Origin of the sequence: Providencia sp. PROV122, assembly GCF_028482365.1 — a bacterium.
GTDB lineage: Bacteria > Pseudomonadota > Gammaproteobacteria > Enterobacterales > Enterobacteriaceae > Providencia > Providencia stuartii.
In genome coordinates this window covers 76760-99087 of record NZ_JAMPQI010000012.1, presented here as the reverse complement: position 1 = coordinate 99087, position 22328 = coordinate 76760, and the positions used below count along the sequence as shown (strand labels likewise).

18 protein-coding genes are annotated in these 22328 nt (G+C 43.3%); 11 read left to right on the top strand and 7 right to left on the bottom strand.

What is annotated here, in order from left to right; all coding sequences use genetic code 11:
- Window positions 1-51 precede the first annotated feature (51 nt).
- A complete protein-coding gene (locus PSE69_RS10600) occupies window positions 52-513 on the top strand; it encodes a MarR family winged helix-turn-helix transcriptional regulator (protein WP_072502657.1) in 462 nt (153 codons plus the stop codon).
- Window positions 514-553: 40 nt separating this feature from the next.
- Here PSE69_RS10600 and PSE69_RS10595 read toward each other — a convergent pair whose 3' ends face one another.
- The 5 genes from PSE69_RS10595 to dnaA all read right to left on the bottom strand — a co-directional run bounded on the left by PSE69_RS10595 (window position 554) and on the right by dnaA (window position 8402).
- Complete coding sequence (locus PSE69_RS10595) at window positions 554-2143, bottom strand: phosphoethanolamine transferase (protein ID WP_154610479.1); 1590 nt, start codon at window positions 2141-2143, stop codon at window positions 554-556.
- Window positions 2144-2369: 226 nt separating this feature from the next.
- The gene (gene gyrB / locus PSE69_RS10590) at window positions 2370-4784 is read right to left on the bottom strand and encodes a DNA topoisomerase (ATP-hydrolyzing) subunit B (RefSeq protein WP_004924097.1); all 2415 of its coding nucleotides are present in this window, start codon (window positions 4782-4784) and stop codon (window positions 2370-2372) included.
- An 18-nt stretch (window positions 4785-4802) separates the two neighbouring features.
- Window positions 4803-5897 carry a DNA replication/repair protein RecF gene (gene recF / locus PSE69_RS10585; RefSeq protein ID WP_004924099.1) on the bottom strand — a complete coding sequence of 365 codons (1095 nt, stop codon included), beginning with the start codon at window positions 5895-5897 and terminating at the stop codon, window positions 4803-4805.
- Between the two features lie 7 nt (window positions 5898-5904).
- Complete coding sequence (dnaN, locus tag PSE69_RS10580) at window positions 5905-7005, bottom strand: DNA polymerase III subunit beta (protein ID WP_004924103.1); 1101 nt, start codon at window positions 7003-7005, stop codon at window positions 5905-5907.
- Between the two features lie 5 nt (window positions 7006-7010).
- A complete protein-coding gene (gene dnaA, locus PSE69_RS10575) occupies window positions 7011-8402 on the bottom strand; it encodes a chromosomal replication initiator protein DnaA (RefSeq protein WP_004924106.1) in 1392 nt (463 codons plus the stop codon).
- A gap of 696 nt (window positions 8403-9098) precedes the next feature.
- Between dnaA and rpmH the strand changes: the two genes are divergently transcribed.
- The 5 genes from rpmH (at window position 9099) to mnmE (ending at window position 12963) form a co-directional block, all read left to right on the top strand.
- Complete coding sequence (gene rpmH, locus PSE69_RS10570; RefSeq protein WP_004906236.1) at window positions 9099-9242, top strand: 50S ribosomal protein L34; 144 nt, start codon at window positions 9099-9101, stop codon at window positions 9240-9242.
- A gap of 21 nt (window positions 9243-9263) precedes the next feature.
- Complete coding sequence (rnpA, locus tag PSE69_RS10565) at window positions 9264-9623, top strand: ribonuclease P protein component (protein WP_004924110.1); 360 nt, start codon at window positions 9264-9266, stop codon at window positions 9621-9623.
- Window positions 9587-9847 (top strand): membrane protein insertion efficiency factor YidD, encoded by a 261-nt coding sequence (gene yidD, locus PSE69_RS10560; protein ID WP_014657163.1) that lies wholly within the window; start codon window positions 9587-9589, stop codon window positions 9845-9847. The genes rnpA and yidD overlap by 37 nt, the downstream gene beginning before the upstream one ends.
- 2 nt (window positions 9848-9849) lie before the next feature.
- Complete coding sequence (gene yidC / locus PSE69_RS10555) at window positions 9850-11499, top strand: membrane protein insertase YidC (RefSeq protein WP_004924116.1); 1650 nt, start codon at window positions 9850-9852, stop codon at window positions 11497-11499.
- A 99-nt stretch (window positions 11500-11598) separates the two neighbouring features.
- Window positions 11599-12963, top strand: coding sequence for a tRNA uridine-5-carboxymethylaminomethyl(34) synthesis GTPase MnmE (gene mnmE / locus PSE69_RS10550; RefSeq protein WP_004924119.1), 1365 nt, complete (start codon window positions 11599-11601; stop codon window positions 12961-12963).
- A 221-nt stretch (window positions 12964-13184) separates the two neighbouring features.
- Here mnmE and PSE69_RS10545 read toward each other — a convergent pair whose 3' ends face one another.
- Complete coding sequence (locus PSE69_RS10545) at window positions 13185-13508, bottom strand: DarT ssDNA thymidine ADP-ribosyltransferase family protein (protein WP_060560777.1); 324 nt, start codon at window positions 13506-13508, stop codon at window positions 13185-13187.
- A gap of 232 nt (window positions 13509-13740) precedes the next feature.
- On the opposite strand from PSE69_RS10545, the gene PSE69_RS10540 reads away from it, so the two are divergent.
- Window positions 13741-14532, top strand: coding sequence for a transferase (locus PSE69_RS10540; RefSeq protein WP_272675225.1), 792 nt, complete (start codon window positions 13741-13743; stop codon window positions 14530-14532).
- An 86-nt stretch (window positions 14533-14618) separates the two neighbouring features.
- Here PSE69_RS10540 and fdhD read toward each other — a convergent pair whose 3' ends face one another.
- Window positions 14619-15449, bottom strand: coding sequence for a formate dehydrogenase accessory sulfurtransferase FdhD (fdhD, locus tag PSE69_RS10535; protein WP_014657166.1), 831 nt, complete (start codon window positions 15447-15449; stop codon window positions 14619-14621).
- Window positions 15450-15630: 181 nt separating this feature from the next.
- Between fdhD and fdnG the strand changes: the two genes are divergently transcribed.
- The 4 genes from fdnG to frc all read left to right on the top strand — a co-directional run bounded on the left by fdnG (window position 15631) and on the right by frc (window position 22326).
- On the top strand, window positions 15631-18678 hold the full coding sequence (gene fdnG / locus PSE69_RS10530; RefSeq protein WP_080728249.1) for a formate dehydrogenase-N subunit alpha: 3048 nt from the start codon (window positions 15631-15633) through the stop codon (window positions 18676-18678).
- 11 nt (window positions 18679-18689) lie between these two features.
- Window positions 18690-19634 (top strand): formate dehydrogenase subunit beta, encoded by a 945-nt coding sequence (gene fdxH, locus PSE69_RS10525; protein ID WP_014657167.1) that lies wholly within the window; start codon window positions 18690-18692, stop codon window positions 19632-19634.
- Complete coding sequence (fdoI, locus tag PSE69_RS10520) at window positions 19631-20281, top strand: formate dehydrogenase cytochrome b556 subunit (RefSeq protein WP_004924143.1); 651 nt, start codon at window positions 19631-19633, stop codon at window positions 20279-20281. The genes fdxH and fdoI overlap by 4 nt, the downstream gene beginning before the upstream one ends.
- A 794-nt stretch (window positions 20282-21075) precedes the next feature.
- Complete coding sequence (frc, locus tag PSE69_RS10515; RefSeq protein WP_014657168.1) at window positions 21076-22326, top strand: formyl-CoA transferase; 1251 nt, start codon at window positions 21076-21078, stop codon at window positions 22324-22326.
- Window positions 22327-22328: the final 2 nt, after the last annotated feature.

Below are 22328 nucleotides of genomic sequence, written 5' to 3'. Positions count from 1 at the left end.
GATAACAGATTATTAACTAATTAGTTGATAAAATCAACTAATGGGGTATTTATGCGGACAGACCAAGCGCGTGTTTTTGGGATAATTAGCCGTGCAGCCCATCGCTATATGAAATGGATGGGGGAGCCTTATGGGATCAATGCGATTGAGTGTTTGATGTTACTTCATATTCAGCAATATGATGAATCGACGCTTGAGCAAATCTCGCGTGCAATGGTGATTGATAAGTCGGTGACAACGCGCGGGATCAGTAAATTCCTTGAGCAAGGATGGGTCGAAAAGAAGAGTAGCTTAATTGACAAGCGTGCTTACCATATCTCGCTAACGGCGATTGGGGAGCAAATTGTTGAGGAGCTGAATGATAAATTAAATAAGTGGAATGATTACTTGGCGGCAGATTTAACGGAACAAGACGCTGAGCAGCTATTTGGTTTTCTTGACAGTCTGGCAAAGAATGCCGTTGATATTTCTATTAAAGATTTCCCTGAACGGTTTACGGATAACCAAGAGTGATGCACTCGCTCCAATGATTTTAGAGCGAGCCATTGCCTGATTATTGTGGTGATGTCTGTTCTGAGGGGAGCGTATTGAGCTCCAATAAGTTTCGATTACCATCAATCATGGTGATCGTTTTCTGTGGCTGATAGCACTCGCGTAGTGGAGATAAACAGGCTTTAGAGGAGCGCTGTTGTATTCCTAACCAATCACTCATTAGCCAATAATTATTTGCGGTAGAATAGGGCTGATTGAGGGCGGTTTCGTTCAATACAGGTTTGGACGCACTCTGGCTGTACCATATAAACAGGGGAATTTCATAGGCCTCTTTGCGTGGGCTATTGACACCATGGTGGTAGTGAATGTTACGGTCACTGTCTAATCGCTGTAAGGCATGATCAGAAAAATACATGACGGTTGCAGCCTTACCATCTAATTTTTGCAAGATCTTATCGATAAATTTATCGGTATAGGCAATCGAACTATCATAACAGTTATCATCCTCTTGCTTGCTAAATTCTTGGTATTGGTCTTCAGGGAAGCGATTACAGGATGGTTCATGACTACCATAGGTATGTAATACAATCAGTTTTTTCTTTTTCCCATTCTGCGGATCATCGCTAATGGCTTGGTCGAAATAGTCTAAAATCTCTTCATCGTAACCGACAAACTCATTCCATTTCTTGTGTTTTGCCATGCTAGCAATGGTGGAGATAACGCTGGTTTTTTTATTGGTTTTACCTTGATTGCTGATCCAATAGGTATCAAAGCCCGCATGGTTAGCTAAGGCAATAATGTTATCAGCATAGTGCTGCTTATCCTGCATCTGTGAAAAGCTAATGTTTGAGAGAGACACTGGCACCGATAGGATGGTGACTGGTGCAGGCGAATAGGCCTGATTAAACAGCAGCATTTGTGGTTTACGGCGGTTTAAATTGGGTGTTGTATCGTATTGATAACCATAAAGGCTTAAGTGGTCTCGGCGTACCGATTCGCCAATGATCAAGACATAAACATCGGTAGCAGTTTCTTTTTTATCGTATTGATATTGAACAGTATAACTGGATATCTTCCGAATGCCTCTATTTTCATATAAATTTCTGATCAGTGCAGACGCGTTATAAAAAGGGGTGTGAGAGAGATATTGTTCCCCTAAAAGTAGATAGCTATCTTGTTTCGCGAATAACGCGGAATAATAGGTTGGGATCAACACAAGATAACCACAAAATAACCCCAAGCTTGCCCAAGTGACTTTGCGATTGAGGTATTTAGCACCTTGACGAATACTCAAAAAATAAACAGCGAAAACAATAATATAAAATAGAACATAGTATTTGTTGTAGGAGAGCATGCCTACAGTTTCACTGCTATTGGTGTTGATAAATGTTTCGGCAATCGACGAGGAAAAGCGGATATCGTGTTTTTGATAAAAGAAAAATGAAACGGAGAGGTTGAGCGCCCATAAAAAGGTAACAAATACCGTGATGATTTTCCCAGCCAGCGTGCGGTAGATCCCCGCACAAAGCAACATAACTAATGCGCCCGTTACGGTGATCGCGAGCTTGGAAAGTAAACTAATATCACCACCCAATAGTGCGGGTATAGCGGAAATCAGCAAAAAGTAAATTAAAGTGATAAATAAACGCATAGTGATAATGATTGGTTATATCTAATTTAAAGATTTAATTGGGTATTATTTTTAATTAAGTTAATTAGGTATGTATTAAGCGTTTATAACATAAAAAAAGAGAGTTTAATCAATATACAAGGGGTAAAAAACTGTAAACTAGCGTTATGTTAAGTCATGGATAAAAGAAAACCCTATGTTTTCACACAGGGTTTTCAAGCTGATAACGGTTTTTTCTCGCCGCAAATTAGATATCAATATTTGCCGCTTTCAGAGCATTCTCTTCGATAAAGGCACGACGAGGTTCAACGGCATCACCCATCAAAGTGGTGAACAGCAAGTCGGTTGCGATAGCATCTTTTACGGTGACGCGCATCATACGACGTGTATCAGGGTTCATAGTGGTTTCCCAAAGTTGCTCAGGGTTCATCTCACCAAGACCTTTATAACGTTGTACCGATAGGCCACGACGTGACTCACGGCTTAACCACGCCAGCGCTTCCTCGAAGTTTTTGATATTCTGGCGGCGTTCACCACGTTCGATATAAGCACCTTCTTCAATTAGGTCGGCAATCATGTCACCTAAATGGGTGATGCGGCGGTATTCGCTACCGTGAACAAAATCAAAGTCGAGATTGTAGTCAGTATCGACGCCATGAGTACGGATACGAATGGTCGGTTCAAATAGCTGACGTTCGCGATTTTCCTTGATGGTATAGCTGTAAGTACTACCAAGCTGCTCATTGTCTTCCAAGCGTTGAACTAAGCCTTTAGTCCACTCTTCGACTTGTTCACTGCTTTTCAGTGCTTCTTCCGTCAAGGTAGAGTGATACACCAAGCTATTCAGTAATGCTTGTGGATAGAGCCGCTCAAGACGACGAATGATCTTGTGTGCAGCATTGTATTCAACAACCAGTTTTTCTAGCTCTTCGCCTTTCATCGCCGGTGCATCAGCACTTAGATGTAGCGCGGCTCCATCAAGTGCAATAGAAATGAGATACTCATCCATCGCATCATCATCTTTGATGTATTGCTCTTGCTTACCTTTTTTCACTTTGTACAGTGGAGGCTGAGCGATATAAACATGACCACGCTCAACAATTTCAGGCATTTGGCGATAGAAGAAGGTCAATAACAACGTACGGATATGCGAACCATCGACGTCAGCATCCGTCATGATAATAATGCTGTGATAACGCAGTTTATCTGGGTTATATTCATCACGCCCAATACCGCAGCCTAAAGCGGTGATCAACGTAGCGACCTCTTGTGAGGAGAGCATCTTATCGAAACGCGCTTTCTCAACGTTAAGAATTTTACCTTTTAGAGGCAAAATAGCTTGGTTCTTGCGGTTACGGCCTTGTTTTGCAGAGCCGCCCGCGGAGTCCCCTTCCACAAGGTAGAGTTCAGAAAGTGCTGGGTCGCGCTCTTGGCAGTCTGCCAGTTTGCCCGGCAAACCCGCCAGATCTAAGGCGCCTTTACGGCGAGTCATTTCACGTGCTTTACGTGCTGCCTCACGCGCACGCGCTGCATCAATAATTTTACCAACAACAATTTTTGCGTCAGTTGGGTTCTCTAATAGATACTCAACAAACCGTTCATTCATCATGGTTTCAACGGCTGTTTTCACCTCAGAAGAAACGAGTTTTTCTTTTGTTTGTGATGAAAACTTAGGATCAGGCACCTTAACAGAGATAACTGCAATCAAGCCTTCACGGGCATCGTCACCGGTTGCACTGACTTTAGCTTTTTTCTGATAGCCTTCTTTATCCATGTAGTTGTTGAGTGTACGTGTCATTGAGGCACGGAAGCCTGCAAGGTGAGTACCCCCATCACGCTGTGGAATATTATTGGTGTAGCAATAAACGTTTTCTTGGAAGCCATCGTTCCACTGCATGGCGATTTCAACACCAATACCATCTTTCTCAGTTGAGAAGTAGAATACAGATGGGTGAATTGGGGTTTTATTGCGGCTTAAATACTCAACGAACGCTTTAATTCCACCTTCATAGTGGAAATGGTCTTCTTTGCCATCACGTTTATCAATCAGTCTGATTGAGACACCAGAGTTTAAGAATGACAGTTCGCGCAGACGCTTAGCTAAAACGTCGTATTCAAATTCAGTGACGCCTTTGAAGGTGTCTAAGCTTGGCCAAAAACGGACGCGAGTTCCGGTTTGATCGGTTTCACCAACAACAGTTAGTGGGCCTTGTGGCTCACCGTGGCAATAAGTTTGTTCATGAACTTTACCATCACGGCGGATAGTGAGCTCTAATTTTTCGGATAAGGCGTTAACAACAGAAACCCCAACTCCGTGTAGACCGCCGGAGACTTTATAGGAGTTATCGTCAAATTTCCCGCCCGCATGCAGTACCGTCATGATAACTTCTGCTGCTGATACCCCTTCTTCCTCATGGATACCTGTTGGAATACCACGACCATCATCTTGAACAGAGACTGAGTTATCAGCATGGATTGTGATCACGATGTCGTCACAAAAACCGGCGAGGGCTTCGTCGATAGCGTTGTCGACAACCTCGAAGACCATGTGATGAAGACCTGTACCATCGTCGGTATCACCGATATACATGCCTGGGCGCTTACGCACGGCATCCAGCCCTTTTAATACCTTGATACTTGAGGAGTCATATGTATTCGACATCAACGTTTCCCGCTATATTTATTCCTGTGGTTTAACTTCTATTTTGCCATGTTCTACGCTAAACATCTTGCTATTTACATCAATCATGTCTTTAACTTGCTCAGGTGTTATTGCACTAACAAACACTTGAGCTTGCGTAGCCTTAAGCCGAGCAGCCAATAATTGACGGCGTCCCGAATCAAGTTCTGAGGCAAAATCATCCAGTAGATACAGGCATCTTTGCCCGCTCTGTTGGGTGAAAAACTCACCCTGCGCTAACCTTAATGCGCACATTAAAAGTTTCAATTGACCGCGTGAAAGCATATCTTCCACAGGGGTTCCATTCGCCCTGATCCGCAAATCAGCTTTATGTGGCCCAGAGGCGGTATAGGTTAACATTTTATCACGCTCAAATTGGCGTTCTAATAGCTCTGAATAATCGATTTCTTTATCCCAACCGCGTTGAAAAGAGACCGATAATACAAATTCAGGCAAAAATTGTTGGCAGGTTTGCTCAATATTTTCCGCAATACCTGCAATATATTCACTACGCCATTGGCTGATTTGCTCTGCAAGCGGAGCTAATTGCTGATCCCAATGGCGTATTTGTTCATAGCGACTGACCTGCCGTAATGCAGCATTGCGTTGCTTTAATAACCGTTTTAAGTCTGACCAAACGGAAAAAAACAACGGTTCGTTATGAAAACAGCCCCAGTCGATAAATGCACGTCGATACTTAGGGCCACCGTTTAGTAAGGTAAACCCTTCTGGGGTAATTAATTGCATTGGCAGTAATTTTGCCAGTTCTGCAATTTTATGGCCGTCTGTGCCATCAATTCTGACTTTACTGTCACCCTCACGGTTTTTACTCAACCCTAACGACAATGCTTTGCGCGATGCATCCAGATGGCCTAATTTCCCATGTAGGATAAATTGAGCCTGTTCGTGACGGATCACGCGGTTCGCTTGGATACTACGAAAAGCACGACCATGTCCCAAGGTGTATATCGCTTCAAGCACACTGGTTTTGCCGCTCCCATTGGGGCCAATTAAAAAATTGAACCCATTAGCTAAAGCGAGATCGGCATCTTCAATGTTACGAAAATCGCGGATCAATAAACGCGAAAGGATCATAAAACGATTACAAACGCATTGGCATAACAACGTAAACAGCCGCGCTACTTGCGGAGTCTTCAATTTGAACACTCGACACAGCATCGGTTAAAAACAGAGTGACGTTTTCACTCTTCAGGGCATTGAGCACATCAAGGATATAGCTAACGTTAAAGCCTATTTCCATTTCAGTACCCTGATAATTCACATCAACAATCTCTTCCGCTTCTTCTTGCTCTGGGTTGTTTGCCGTAATGCGTAACTGATTTTCACTGAAATATAAGCGAACGCCACGGAATTTTTCATTCGATAAGATGGCCGCGCGTGAAAATGCTTGCTTGAGCAGATCACAACGAGCTTCTAATGTCTTATCCGGGTTTTTCGGCAGAACACGACGATAATCAGGGAACCTGCCATCAACCAGTTTTGAGGTGAAAATAAAATCACCCACATGGGCACGAATATTATTACTGCCTATCTGCAATTGGACAGGGGTATCACCGCCATCCAAGAGGCGCATTAACTCAATGACCCCTTTGCGTGGCACGATGACCGAATGTGAAGGTAAATCTTGCCCGATATCCATCGCACATACAGCAAGGCGGTGCCCATCGGTTGAAACGGTTCTTAATAACTGGCCTTCGGTTTCAAATAGCATGCCGTTGAGGTAATAACGGACATCTTGATGAGCCATTGAAAACTGAGTGGCTTCGATTAAGCGTTTGAGGATTGACTGTGGAAGCGAAAACTCCACCTCACTTTGCCAATCATCTAAATTCGGGAAATCTGTGGCTGGTAATGTCGATAGTGAAAAACGGCTACGCCCTGAGCGAACAAGCAGCCTGTCATCATCGAGTTCTACACGAATTTCAGAACCTTCAGGAAGCCCACGCCAGATATCAAAAAACTTGCGTGCTGGAACGGTGGTTGCTCCAACGTCATGCTCCTGCGTTAAAGGAACATGGGCCATCATCTCCATTTCTAAGTCGGTTCCGGTTAATAGCAAAGCGCCTTCTTTAACTTGTAAAAGAAGATTACCTAAAATAGGTAGCGTTGGACGCCCACCTAATGGACCACTAACCTGTTGCAACGGTTTTAATAACTGCTCGCGTTCAATAGTAAATTTCATAGCAATTAAGATGATAATGTTCTGATTAAGTTAGAAAAATCCTCTTTGATGTCATGGCTTTCTTCCCGCAATTGTTCAATTTTACGGCAAGCATGCAATACCGTTGTATGATCACGGCCACCAAAGGCATCCCCGATTTCAGGCAAACTATGATTGGTCAGTTCTTTCGCCAACGCCATCGCCATCTGGCGCGGACGGGCGACAGAGCGAGAACGACGTTTAGAAAGTAAATCCGCAACTTTTATTTTGTAATATTCAGCCACAGTTTTCTGAATGTTATCGATAGTTACCAGTTTTTCTTGTAGTGCTAGCAAATCTCGCAGCGCTTCACGCACAAAGTCAATGGTGATAGCGCGGCCAGTAAAGTTTGCATTGGCAATAACACGGTTTAACGCACCTTCCAGTTCACGCACATTGGAGCGTAGGCGTTTAGCGATAAAAAAAGCCACCTCGCCCGGAAGCTGGATCTCATTTTCATCGGCTTTCTTCATCAAAATCGCTACACGGGTTTCTAATTCAGGTGGTTCAATGGCCACCGTTAAACCCCAACCAAAACGCGATTTTAAACGATCTTCAACTCCATTGATCTCTTTAGGGTAGCGATCGGAAGTCAAAATAATTTGTTGGTTGCCTTCCAACAGCGCATTGAAGGTATGGAAAAACTCTTCTTGAGAACGCTCTTTATTCGCAAAAAATTGGATATCATCAATCAGCAGTGCATCAACAGAGCGGTAATAGCGTTTAAACTCTTCAATCGCATTGTTTTGTAAAGCTTTGACCATATCTTGCACAAAACGTTCAGAATGCATATATACGACACGCGCATTGGCTTTGTGCTGCATGATGCTGTTGCCTACAGCATGTAATAAGTGTGTTTTACCTAAGCCCGTTCCCCCATAAAGGAATAATGGGTTGTATGCTCCCCCTGGATTTTCGGCAACTTGCCTCGCAGCAGCACGAGCGAGTTGGTTTGATTTACCTTCAACAAAGTTATCAAAGGTGTGTTTGGGGTTAACATTGGAGCGATAGGCAACATCAGGTTGCGCTTTGGTTGAGTTATCCCAGCTTGGCTTCACTGGCGCCGACGGAACGGCGATAGCTGGCGCTTCATGGGTATGGCGAGCCTGAGTATTGGTAGGAGAAACGGTGATGGGTTTGCTCCCCACCTCAAAACGCAGAGCTGGCGCATCAGTACCACAAAAGTCATTCAATAACTCGTTGATGTTATTGATGTACTTATCTCTAACCCAATCAAGGACAAAACGATTCGGGGCATAAAGTGCCAGTGTATTATCGTTTAATTCAGCTTGAAGAGGGCGTATCCACATACTGAATTCTGTGGCAGGTAGTTCATCCTGCAATCGGGCAAGACATTGCTGCCAAAGCGAAAGTGACACGGTGGACTCCCCTAAACAAGATCAATGAAACAAAAGAAGTACGGATTAAACAAAGAATTTTTTACTGGTCGCTTTTTTATGCAAGCGCCAGAGAAGTCAAAGTGATTCATTTTTACTCATCGTATTTTTCCGATCCTCAGATCAGAAACGTGACCAGAGATCATACCGTAAAATTGGCAAGAGATCTTCATTCTTTTACACAGTTTTTATGCTTTTTATCCACAGGTAATTGTGGTAAGACATCGCGATTAGAGGAGAACCCTCTTGTTTGATCTCGATCATTTGCTATTTTTCCACAAAGCAGGGGATAACTTTAGACGATTTATGAAAAATTTTCTCTAAGGATCAAAAAATATTTTTAGATCGGCCGATGATCCTTGCGCTTTGAGGCGGAGTCCGTATAATCTTCCACCCTGTGTACTGCATTGAAGTGATTTTCACGATAGACCATTTCGAGGTAAGTTATGAAAATGGCGCTTCATTCGCTGTTGCAGCATATGTCAGCAAACCTGTCAGCCAGGCTATAAATAAAGTGGTTTGATTGCGTCATTTCATTGACGTGACCCCCTATGTTTTATTACAATCCTGCCTCTTTCTATATTGTTGCGATAGAGGCACAGGTGTAAATCAGTTTCCACTGGTTGCCAACGCGTTTACTGAATCAGTAATAAATTTTAAAGTTAGGTAGAAATCGTTATGAAACGCACTTTTCAACCGTCCGTACTGAAACGCAACCGTTCACACGGTTTCCGTGCTCGTATGGCCACTAAAAATGGTCGTCAGGTTCTGGCTCGCCGTCGTGCTAAAGGCCGCGCTCGTCTGACCGTTTCATCTAAGTAATAAAGCTAGCCCTCTATTCAAGTGGTTACGCTCGCTTTTACCCGGGAGTTACGTTTGTTAACTCCCAGGCACTTCGATAATGTCTTTAAGCAGCCGCAGAGGGCGAGTTCCCCAGAGATAACAATCCTTGGTCGCCTAAACGAGCTGGGGCATCCCCGCATCGGTCTCACCATCGCCAAAAAAAATGTTAAACGAGCTCATGAGCGAAATCGTATTAAGCGATTAGCCCGTGAATATTTTCGTTTGCATCAACATGAGTTGCCTCCCATGGATTTTGTGGTATTGGTAAGAAAAGGGGTTGCTAATCTCGATAATCAACAAATAACGGAAACATTGGGTAAATTATGGCGTCGACACTGTCGCTTGGCTCAAAACTCCTGATTGGGTTGATTAGGGGATACCAATTGGCAATTAGCCCACTGTTAGGGCCTCGTTGCCGTTTCAATCCAACTTGTTCAAATTATGGAATTGAGGCATTGCGCAGGTTTGGAATGTTAAAAGGTAGTTGGTTAACGGCGAAACGCGTATTAAAATGCCACCCTTTACACGCTGGTGGAGACGATCCTGTTCCGCCTAAAAAAAACGATGATAATAGAGAATTATAACGATGGATTCGCAACGCAATCTTCTACTCATCGCTTTGCTATTTGTTTCGTTCTTAGTATGGCAGGCCTGGGAAAGCGATAAAGCTGCTCAGGATCTAAAAACTGTCCAAACGACACAACAAACAGATATGCCAAGCAGTGATTCCCAAGCTGTTACAAGCAGTGGGCAAGGTAAGCTAATCACAGTGAAAACGGATGTGTTAGATTTACGCATCAATACTCGTGGTGGTGATATCGATGAGGCTGACTTGTTAGCCTATCCTGCAACCCTTCATTCGGAAAGTCCCTTCCGTTTACTGGAAACTACACCCGATTTTATCTATCAGGCACAAAGTGGTCTGATTGGCCAACATGGCCCAGATAACCCAGATAATAGCAATGGTCAACGCCCTGTTTATAGTGTGGAATCATCAAGTTTCATTCTTGCGGATGGCCAAGATGAGCTACGTGTTCCGATGACATTCACCGACAAAAACGGTGTGGTTTATCAAAAAACCTATGTGTTGAAACGCGGCCACTACAATGTTGATGTTGAATACAATATTCAGAACCCAACAGCGCAAGCTTTGAACCTTGCCTTCTTTGGTCAGTTAAAACAAACTATCCAACTACCAAAAGAACGTGATACAGGTAGCAGCAACTTCGCATTACATACATACCGTGGTGCAGCCTATTCTTCAGATGAATCTAACTATAAAAAATATAGCTTTAGTGATATCGAAGATAAAAAACTCAATGTCACCACTAAAGGTGGTTGGGTGGCAATGTTGCAACAATACTTTGCAACCGCGTGGGTTCCTGCAAGTAATGAAAATAGCACGTTCTACACCATCGACCTTGGTCAAAAAGAGGCGATTATCGGTTATAAGAGCCAACCATTAACAATTGCTGCTAATGGTGCTGGTACTTATTCATCGACGCTATGGGTAGGCCCTGAAATCCAGTCAGAAATGGCTGAAGTGGCACCTCATTTAGACTTAACGGTTGATTATGGTTGGTTATGGTTTATCTCTCAGCCACTGTTCAAGCTGTTGAAATTTATTCACGGTTTTGTCGGTAACTGGGGTATTGCTATCATCATCATTACCTTTATCGTCCGTGGTATTATGTACCCGCTGACTAAAGCACAGTACACCTCAATGGCGAAAATGCGTTTATTGCAACCAAAACTGGCGGCAATGCGTGAGCGTATTGGTGATGACAAACAGCGTATGAGCCAAGAAATGATGGCGTTGTACAAAGCAGAGAAAGTCAACCCACTAGGTGGTTGTTTACCGCTGCTTATCCAGATGCCAATCTTCCTTGCTCTTTATTACATGTTGATGGGTTCTGTTGAACTACGTCATGCACCATTCTTTGGTTGGATTCAGGACTTGTCAGCACAAGACCCATACTACATCCTGCCAGTGTTGATGGGTGTGACTATGTTTGTTATTCAGAAGATGTCGCCAACAGCCGTGACCGATCCTATGCAGCAGAAGATTATGACCTATATGCCGGTCGTGTTTACTATCTTCTTCCTGTGGTTCCCTTCTGGTCTGGTACTGTACTACATCGTGAGTAACTTGGTGACCATTATCCAGCAGCAGATCATCTACCGCGGTCTGGAAAAACGTGGTCTACATAGCCGCGATAAAAAAGAGAAGAAATAATAGAGGTCTTGGGTAAGCAAGAAGCTTATTTCAGGATATAGTATTAAGGCGGCCATTCATGACCGCCTTAATTTTTTATAGGAATGACAGAGAGACATCATGCAAACCAACGATACGATTGTTGCACAGGCAACACCTCCCGGTCGTGGTGGGGTCGGTATTTTACGTGTATCAGGCCCAAAAGCGGCTGTAGTTGCTCAAACTGTGTTGGGTAAGCTACCAAAACCGCGTTATGCGGATTACCTACCTTTTCGTGACGTCGATGACACCGTACTGGACCAAGGTATTGCCATTTTTTTCCCCGGCCCTAACTCATTTACAGGGGAAGATGTTCTAGAACTGCAAGGCCATGGTGGTCCTGTCATTCTTGATTTATTACTTAGACGTATTTTGACGATTGATGGGGTGCGTATTGCTAACCCAGGTGAGTTCTCTGAGCGCGCATTTTTGAATGACAAATTAGATTTAGCACAAGCTGAGGCGATTGCAGATCTGATTGATGCAAGTTCAGAGCAAGCCGCCCGTTCGGCAATGAACTCGTTACAAGGGGCATTTTCAGCACAAATCCATCAAATGGTCGAAGCATTGACGACATTGCGTATTTATGTCGAAGCTGCCATCGATTTCCCTGATGAAGAAATTGATTTTCTTTCTGACGGTAAAATTGAAGCCAAATTGGATGACGTGATAGCGGATTTAGAGCGAGTGCGCTCAGAAGCTCGCCAAGGCAGCTTGTTGCGTGAAGGGATGAAAGTGGTGATTGCGGGTCGTCCTAATGCAGGGAAATCGAGTTTATTGAATGCGTTAGCAGGTCGTGAAGCAGCGATTGTGACCGATATTGCAGGAACCACACGTGATGTTTTGCGTGAGCATATTCATATTGATGGTATGCCATTGCACGTGATTGATACAGCGGGCTTACGTGAAGCGAGTGATGAAGTTGAACGTATTGGTATTGAGCGAGCATGGAAAGAGATTGAACAGGCAGACCGAGTTTTGTTTATGCTTGATAGCACCACCACGGATGCGACAGAGCCTCAAGAGATTTGGCCTGAATTTATGGCACGCCTGCCAGAAACATTGCCTGTTACTGTGATCCGCAATAAAGCGGATAAAACAGGTGAAAAAATTGAGTTTGTTGAAGATGTTCGTTACCCATTAATTCGCCTATCTGCACGTGAAGAGAAAGGGATTGATTTGTTGCGCGATCACCTAAAAGAGACGATGGGTTTTAATAGTAATACCGAAGGTGGTTTTTTGGCTCGTCGCCGTCATCTACAAGCCCTTGATGCAGCGGCAATGCACTTAGCGCAAGGTCATGAGCAATTGGTCGTTGCTCGCTCCGGTGAGCTACTTGCAGAGGAGTTGCGCCTTGCACAGCAAGAGCTGAGCGAGATCACCGGTGAATTTACATCAGATGACCTGTTAGGCCGTATTTTCTCGAGTTTCTGTATCGGCAAGTAAAAATTTGCTTAGCTAAAAGTTGTGGCAGCTTGCTATCTTATCAGCAAGCTGCAGTCAATCTATCGCCGTTAGATCTGTTAACTGGTTATAAAACTGAGACTTCACTGGATATGCATGACGATCGGTGAATACAAAAGGTATCTTTACGGCGGCTAATGAGGTCTGTATTGTCAATAGTCACCCAATTCGGTGACAGATGTTCACTATTTCCTGCATATAAACTATTGGCAAAAAGCCAAAGGGTGCCTTAGGATAATTTTCCAGTTTTCTTTTTGAGCCAACTCTCTTTTAATCGTAATGAGTACAAATTTTTCATTAGGAAAATTTTTTTGCACTCTGCCATCAAAGGGATTGCGTGAAAACCAATGAAACGGAACATAGCTATCTAATTGATGTTTTTTTCTACCTTCGATGATCTCTTTGTCTGCAATATCATGAAATTTCTTAATGTCTACTCTTGGCTTTAAGCCCTCAATCAATATATTTCTTATATTTTTCAAACTAGTAAGATGATATATTAGCTTTTTTGTTTTGATATCATTCATATAGTATTCCTTTGATTATTATAAAAATAATATAATTAGAGTGTTAGTTTAATTATTTCATCTAATTATCAAGAGAATATCGCAATATATGGCAAAGAGCAGTGATAGTGCCAACATCATTAAGAAATACTTATTATTTAGATGATGTCTGCTTAACGTTAATTTTGTCTTAATCCTTCTTGTGATTTTTCTTTTTATAATGTCGAGCTAATTTTAGTCATAGGTTATATTCATGAGCATTAAGCTTCCTACCAATATACACATCTACAATTTTGTACAGCGACCTGACCTTATCGATGAATCCGATGAACTGCTGGATAAATTATGGCCAGAGTTTATGAGCCAAACTGCTGTTTGTGATGAATATTGGCAAGTATTGTATGAAGAGCCGAATGCACAATTTCAGTTTTTAGCTGTCGCGAATGTGGATGGAAAAGAGAAGGTCGTCGGTGTCATTAAAGCGATCTCCTTTCTATGGCCTGATGAAAATCTGACAAAACTGCCTGATTTTGGTTGGGATGATATTTTCAATTTTGCGGTTGAGAACAAACAAGGTGAAGATCGCTATATTTCTGCATTATCAGTGACGATTGAGCCTGAATATCGCGGTTATCAAATTCCAGCACTACTGATTAATGCGTTGAAAAAAGCGGCTGTAGCGTATGGGGCGAAGGCGGTTGTTGTTCCTGTACGGCCCACTTTAAAGCATCGTTATCCTCTACAATCATTTGACGATTATTGTGCATGGAAAAATGCACAAGGGGAGCCTTTTGACCCTTGGATACGCACACATTGGCGATTAGGGGGTAAAATTTTACAGCCTGTATATCGTTCTATGGTGATTGCTGGCACCATTAAACAATGGGAGTCATGGACAGGCATGCGTTTTATGCAGTCTGGCCAATATATTGTACCGCAGGCGTTCCCGTTAATATCGATACACAAGCTCAATGGGGCGAATATATCGAGCCTAACCTTTGGATGTTGCACTCTCTGGGAAATGAATAAAGGGAGTGCTATGTAAATGTTTATGCATGCCATACTATTTCTAATGTTAGGGCGTTGATATTTTTCTTTTTTAATTGTTTATTTGAAATATCAGTCGGTGACTTAATCTGTAATTCGATTACTGTGGGTAAATACTGTGGCTTTTCCTTGGCGGCAGAAACCGACTAACGTTAAATTTGCTTTTTGCGCGACTTCAATGGCTAATGAGGTCGCAGCAGAAACAGCAAACAAAATCTCAGCGCCACAGCTTGCCGCCTTTTGCACCATCTCATAACTCGCTCGACTAGAAACCAATACGGCACCTTGTTGCCAATCATGGCGGTGTTTCATACCTAAAAGTTTATCCAATGCGACATGGCGACCAACATCTTCACAACCGCCAACCAATTGGCCCTCTGGTGAAATCCACGCGGCAGCATGAGTACATCCAGTGAGTGCTCCGATTTCTTGCACTTTTTTTAGCTCAGATAATGCGTTATCTAAGTGACTTAGTGAGAAAGTTTGGGTGAATGGCAGTGGGGAAATAGGTTTAAAAATTTCGTCGAGTTGTTCCGTGCCGCAAATACCACAGCCTGTCCGGCCGGCGAGGTTGCGCCTGCGCTCTTTCAACCCCATAAAACGGCGGCTGGATAACTCAACATGCACTTCAATACCACGATGGCAGCCTTGAACAATATCAATTCCACGAATTTCTTGCCTTGACTGTATGATCCCTTCCGATAATGAGAACCCAACAGCAAAATCTTCTAAATCTTTTGGCGTTGCCATCATAACGACATGAGATATCCCATTATAAACCAAAGCAACAGGTAATTCTTCGGCTACCCAATCAGTTACAGACTGATCGAGGTTGCCTTTTTGTTGCACACTTGTGTGATTTGCGCCAATCATTTTGATGGATTTTGACAATTTCGTGTTATTTGTTTCATGCATTAGATGAATTCCTAGCATTAATGATACATAATATTGATTATGGGTAAAAAGAATTTACACCATTTATCAGGCAATGAACCTGAATACGATACGGAAGACGTTGAATAAGAACAGTTTACCTGAATAATGAGATTTAAAACATTCACCGGGTAACAAGAGCAATGTAAATGAGGAGATCCCCATGCAAGTCAGCAGAAGACAGTTCTTTAAGATCTGTGCTGGCGGTATGGCGGGTACGACGGCAGCAGCATTGGGTTTTGCACCCTCAACTGCGTTAGCGTCCACACGTCAGTATAAATTACTGCGTGCGAAAGAAACCCGAAATACCTGCACGTACTGCTCTGTCGGTTGTGGGCTATTGATGTATAGCTTAGGCGATGGAGCGAAAAATGCGAAAGAGAGCATTTTTCATATCGAAGGTGACCCGGATCATCCGGTAAACCGCGGCGCACTCTGCCCGAAAGGTGCAGGACTTATCGACTTTATTCATAGTGAAAGTCGACTCAAATACCCTGAAGTACGCGAACCAGGTACGAATGAGTGGAAACGTATCACTTGGAACGAAGCGTTTGACCGCATCGCCAAGTTGATGAAAGAAGACCGTGATGCCAATTTTATTAAACAGAACAAAGATGGTGTAACGGTTAACCGTTGGCTGACAACAGGTATGCTCTGTGCATCAGCCGCCAGTAACGAAACAGGTTTTGTCACCCAAAAATTTAGTCGCGCCCTCGGCATGCTTGCCGTGGATAACCAAGCGCGTGTCTGACACGGACCAACGGTAGCAAGTCTTGCTCCAACATTTGGTCGCGGTGCGATGACCAACCACTGGGTTGATATTAAAAACGCTAACCTTGTTGTTGTTATGGGTGGTAATGCGGCAGAAGCGCATCCAGTCGGTTTCCGCTGGGCGATGGAAGCCAAAATCCATAATAAAGCCAAACTGATTGTTATTGATCCACGCTTTACCCGTACAGCGGCAGTGGCGGATTTCTACACGCCTATACGTTCTGGTACTGATATTGCGTTCTTGTCAGGTGTGATCAAATACCTACTGGATAATAAAAAAATCCAGCAAGAGTATGTGGAAGCCTACACTAACGCCAGCCTGATCATCCGTGAAGATTACGGTTTTGATGATGGTTTGTTCACAGGCTATGATCCCGAAAAACGTCAGTATGATAAAACGACGTGGAACTACGAGATGGATGAGAATGGTTTCGCACGACGCGACCCAACGCTCACTCACCCTCGCTGTGTCTTGAACTTACTAAAAGAGCACGTTAGCCGTTATACACCAGAAGTGGTGAATAACATCTGCGGTACCCCAATCGAAGATTTCCTGAAAGTTTGCGAGTACATTGCAGAAACGAGCGCGAAAGATAAGACGGCCTCATTCCTATACGCACTTGGCTGGACACAACATACTATCGGTGCGCAAAACATCCGTACGATGGCGATGATCCAGTTACTGCTAGGTAATATGGGTATGCTAGGTGGCGGTGTTAACGCATTGCGTGGTCATTCGAATATCCAAGGTCTGACCGACTTAGGTTTATTATCTCAAAGCTTACCGGGTTATCTGACTTTACCGTCAGAAAAACAAACTACCCTCGAAAGCTATTTGGCTGCGAATACACCCAAAATGACCCTACCAGGTCAGGTTAACTATTGGGGCAATTACCCGAAATTCTTCGTCAGTATGATGAAGACATTCTATGGTGATAAAGCGCAGAAAGAGAATGATTGGGGCTTTGACTGGTTGCCTAAATGGGATCAGGGCTACGACGTATTGCGTTATTTCGAGATGATGGATAAAGGTGAAGTCAATGGCTATATCTGCCAAGGCTTTAACCCATTAGCCTCATTCCCGAACAAAAACAAAATTATCAAATCGCTATCTAAGCTGAAATTCTTGGTCACCATCGATCCGCTGAACACAGAAACGTCAAACTTCTGGCAAAATCACGGTGAAATGAATGACGTTGACCCGTCTGCAATTCAGACAACGGTCTTCCGTCTGCCATCTTGCTGTTTTGCTGAAGAAAATGGTTCGATTGTTAACTCAGCGCGTTGGCTACAGTGGCACTGGAAAGGTGCAGATGCACCCGGTGAAGCGATTAGCGATGGCGAAATTCTGTCGGGTATCTACCACCGTATACGCCAACTCTATGAAACAGAAGGTGGTGAGTCGCCAGAGCCAGTCTTGAACATGACTTGGAACTACTTTGACCGTGATAATCCAACACCGGAAGAAGTGGCTCAGGAAAGCAATGGTTATGCGCTGGTGGATCTGAAAGATGCCGATGGCAACATCATTGTGAAGAAAGGCGAACTACTGAGTTCGTTCGCTCAATTGCGTGATGATGGTACGACATCAAGTGGCTGTTGGATCTTTGCTGGTAGCTGGACACCGAAAGGTAACCAGATGGCGCGCCGTGATAACTCTGACCCGACTGGCCTAGGTAATACCCTTGGTTGGGCGTGGGCATGGCCATTAAACCGTCGTGTTATCTATAACCGAGCATCTGCTGACCCAATGGGTAAACCATGGGATCCTCGCCGTCAAATTCTTGAGTGGGATGGCAGCAAGTGGATTGGTATGGACGTACCAGACTATAGCAATGCGCCTCCGGGAAGTGGTGTGAATCCGTTTATTATGCAACCGGAAGGGATGGGTCGCCTATTTGCACTAGACAAAATGGCAGAAGGTCCGTTCCCAGAACACTATGAACCGATTGAAACTCCGCTCGATACTAACCCATTACATCCAAATGTGGTCTCGAACCCGGCTGCGCGTGTGTTCAAAGATGACTGGGCGCAAATGGGTAAAGCGACAGAGTTCCCTTATGTTGGAACAACCTATCGCTTAACAGAGCATTTCCACTATTGGACAAAACATGCGTTGTTGAATGCCATTATTCAGCCACAACAATTCATTGAAATTGGTGATCGTTTGGCGAAAGAAAAAGGTATTAAACAAGGTGATATGGTGAAAGTCAGCTCTAAGCGTGGCTATATCAAAGCGAAAGCAGTTGTGACGAAACGTATTCATACGTTGAAAGTCAACGGCAAGGATGTGGATACGATTGGTATTCCTATCCACTGGGGCTTTGAGGGCTTAGCAGTGAAAGGCTTTATTGCAAATACACTGACACCATATGTGGGTGATGCCAACACGCAAACGCCGGAATTTAAATCATTCCTTGTCAATGTGGAAAAGGTGTAAGGAGATAAATTATGTCAATGCAATCACAAGACATTATTCGTCGCTCCGCCACCAATTCCCTGACGCCCCCCGCGCAAGTGAGGGACTTTAAGGAAGAAGTGGCGAAGCTGATTGACGTGACTACCTGTATTGGCTGTAAGGCTTGTCAGGTAGCATGTTCAGAGTGGAACGATATTCGTGACAAAATCGGCACTAACGTTGGGGTATATGATAACCCAACGGATTTGACCGCGAAGTCATGGACCGTTATGCGCTTTTCTGAAGTGGAAGAAAATGGCAAGTTCGAGTGGCTGATCCGTAAAGATGGCTGCATGCACTGCTATGACCCAGGCTGTTTGAAAGCTTGTCCGTCAGAAGGTGCGATCGTTCAGTATAAAAACGGTATTGTTGACTTCCAATCTGAGCACTGTATTGGGTGTGGCTATTGTATTGCGGGGTGTCCGTTCAACATTCCACGCATCAACAAAGAAGATAACCGAGCATACAAATGTACGCTCTGTGTCGACCGCGTTGAAGTTGGACAAGAGCCTGCTTGCGTGAAAACCTGTCCTACTGGCGCTATTCATTTTGGTAGCAAAGAGGATATGACGGCGCTGGCAGGCGACCGTGTGGCTGAACTGAAAACACGTGGTTACAACAACGCGGGTCTTTATGATCCAGAAGGCGTTGGTGGTACACACGTAATGTATGTTTTGCATCACGCTGATAAACCTCAGTTGTATCATGGTTTGCCGGACAACCCGACAATCAGTCCAACAGTCACTTTCTGGAAAGGTATCTGGAAGCCGTTAGCAGCGGTTGGTTTTGCTGCGACCTTTGCGGCGGCCATCTTCCACTATGTGGGTATTGGTCCGAACCGCGTCTCCAAGAAAGAAGAAGAAGAGGCTCTGAAAGATATTCAGGACTCAAAATCTTCTGAGACTTCAAAGTCAGTTGAAGGGGAGGATCAAAAATGATGCCGCAGGATAATGAAAAAATTATTCGCCATAAGCCGATTGAGAGGATCAATCACTGGGCGGTTGTGATTTGCTTCTTGTTCACTGCTATCAGTGGATTGGGGTTTTTCTTCCCATCACTGAACTGGTTCATGAACATTTTTGGCACATCACAACTCGCTAGGATCCTGCATCCTTTTGTTGGTACCGCGATGTTCCTGCTGTTCGTCTTTATGTTTTTCCGTTATTTTCACCACAACTTTATCAACAAAGAAGATATTAAGTGGGCGAAAAATATCGGTAAAGTATTGAAAAACGAAGAAGCTGGGGATGTTGGTCAATATAACCTTGGTCAAAAAGGGGTATATTGGGTTGTCTCTATCTGCTTAGTGCTACTGGCTGTAAGTGGCGTGATTATGTGGCGTCCTTACTTTGCAGACTTTTTCTCAATCCCAATTTATCGTGCAGCGATTATCGTGCACTCCATTTCAGCGATAGCTCTGATCATTATGATTATCGTGCACGCTTATGCCGCAATCTGGGTGAAAGGCTCTGTGCGTGCGATGGTGGAAGGTTGGGTAACCCGTGGTTGGGCGAAAAAGCATCACCCGCGTTGGTACCGTGAAATCGTCGAAAAAGAGAAACAGCAGCAACAAGAGAAAAATTAAACCTTTCAATTGTTGAGTTCTGATAATAAACCCACAAACAAGAATATTGTTTGTGGGTTTTTTCATAAAAAGAGGATTAAAAAATGGAACACTTTCTTTTTATATTCATATAAAGTGTGCGCTTTGATTAATTTTAAGAATAAACATAATGAGTGTAATAATTTTTTTCTCTATTATCATAATATAGAAAAATACATAACCGATTCTATTTTAATAAAACAAATATGACGTACCGATAAAGATCATTATTAATCACCTTCTTTTTATGAGTTGTTTTATTCACCTGATTAAGGAGTAGATCAAATAAATAATAATTGAATATTATTCAATAATAATTAACTTATTGTTGAGTTTTATTTAATCCAATAAAACAGCAACGCGGTTAATTAATTGATTTTAAATATAATTTGTTGTTTGTGAATGTTTATTTAAGAGCATCCAATTATGTTATTGATTTTTAGTCAACCAAATAGGACTCTCTAAATAAGATTTAATAATGTCTTATTATAATAATCCATATTGTTTATTTTGGTATATATAGATAGAGGTTTGTTCTATTATTGAAAGAATAGGGTATTAATAACTGTTAATCATTAATAGGAAAGGATAATTGAGCTATTAAAACACATTATTTCTGTCGTCTAGACATTAAGTGAAATATTTATTATAACGGTGTAAATCATTATTTATTAATAAAATCCATCTAAATAAAATCTTTATTTTTTGAAATGACTTTCACCACAGCTAAATAAATATTCAATTCCATTTACGACAGCTAAATAATGAGGTAATTCATGGATCTTCCTTTACAAGGTATCAAAGTACTCGATTTCACCGGTGTACAGTCAGGGCCATCTTGTACCCAAATGTTAGCGTGGTTTGGTGCTGACGTAATTAAAATTGAACGCCCAGGCGTCGGTGATGTGACGCGCAATCAGTTAAGAGATATTCCTGATGTCGATGCGCTTTATTTTACCATGCTCAACAGTAATAAGCGTTCTGTTGAACTGAATACCAAAACGCCGGAAGGCAAAGAGGTCATGGAACGCCTGATTAAGCAAGCGGATGTATTAGTTGAAAACTTCCATCCGGGTGCTATCGACCATATGGGCTTTACTTGGGAACATATTCAAGAGCTAAATCCACGGTTAATCTTTGGCTCTATCAAAGGGTTCAATGAGAACTCCCCTTATGCAGATGTAAAAGCGTATGAAAACGTTGCGCAAGCTGCGGGTGGAGCGGCGTCAACCACAGGTTTTTGGGATGGCCCACCATTAGTCAGTGCAGCAGCACTAGGCGACAGCAACACGGGAATGCACTTATTAATTGGTCTACTAGCCGCCTTGTTACACCGTGAAAAAACCGGAAAAGGGCAACGCGTGACAATGTCGATGCAAGATGCCGTATTAAACCTTTGCCGTGTGAAGTTGCGCGACCAGCAGCGTTTAGAAAAAGTGGGCTATCTTGAAGAGTATCCTCAGTATCCAAACGGTAAATTCGGTGATGCCGTTCCTCGTGGGGGCAACGCTGGTGGCGGTGGCCAGCCGGGTTGGATCTTGAAGTGTAAAGGTTGGGAAACGGATCCAAACGCATACATCTATTTTACTATCCAAGAGCAAGATTGGGAGCAAACTTGTATTGCTATTGGCAAGCCAGAGTGGGCGAAAGACCCTGCCTACAGCACGCCACAAGCGCGCCAACCACATATCTTCGATATTTTTGCTGAAATTGAAAAATTCTTAGCCGATAAAGACAAACATGAAGCCGTTGAATATTTAAGCAAATATGGTGTGCCATGTGCGCCTGTATTGAGCATGCGTGAGATTGCTCGTGACCAATCATTACGCGATAGCGGCAGCATTGTTGAAGTTGAGCAACCAAAACGCGGGACTTATCTCACTGTTGGTTGTCCAATGAAGTTCTCATCATTCACCCCTGAGATTAAGAGTGCGCCACTGTTAGGTGAGCATACCGAGGAAGTGTTAACTGAGTTAGGTTATAGCGCGGAGCAGATCGCCTCAATGCGCACCAATAAAGCCATTTAACG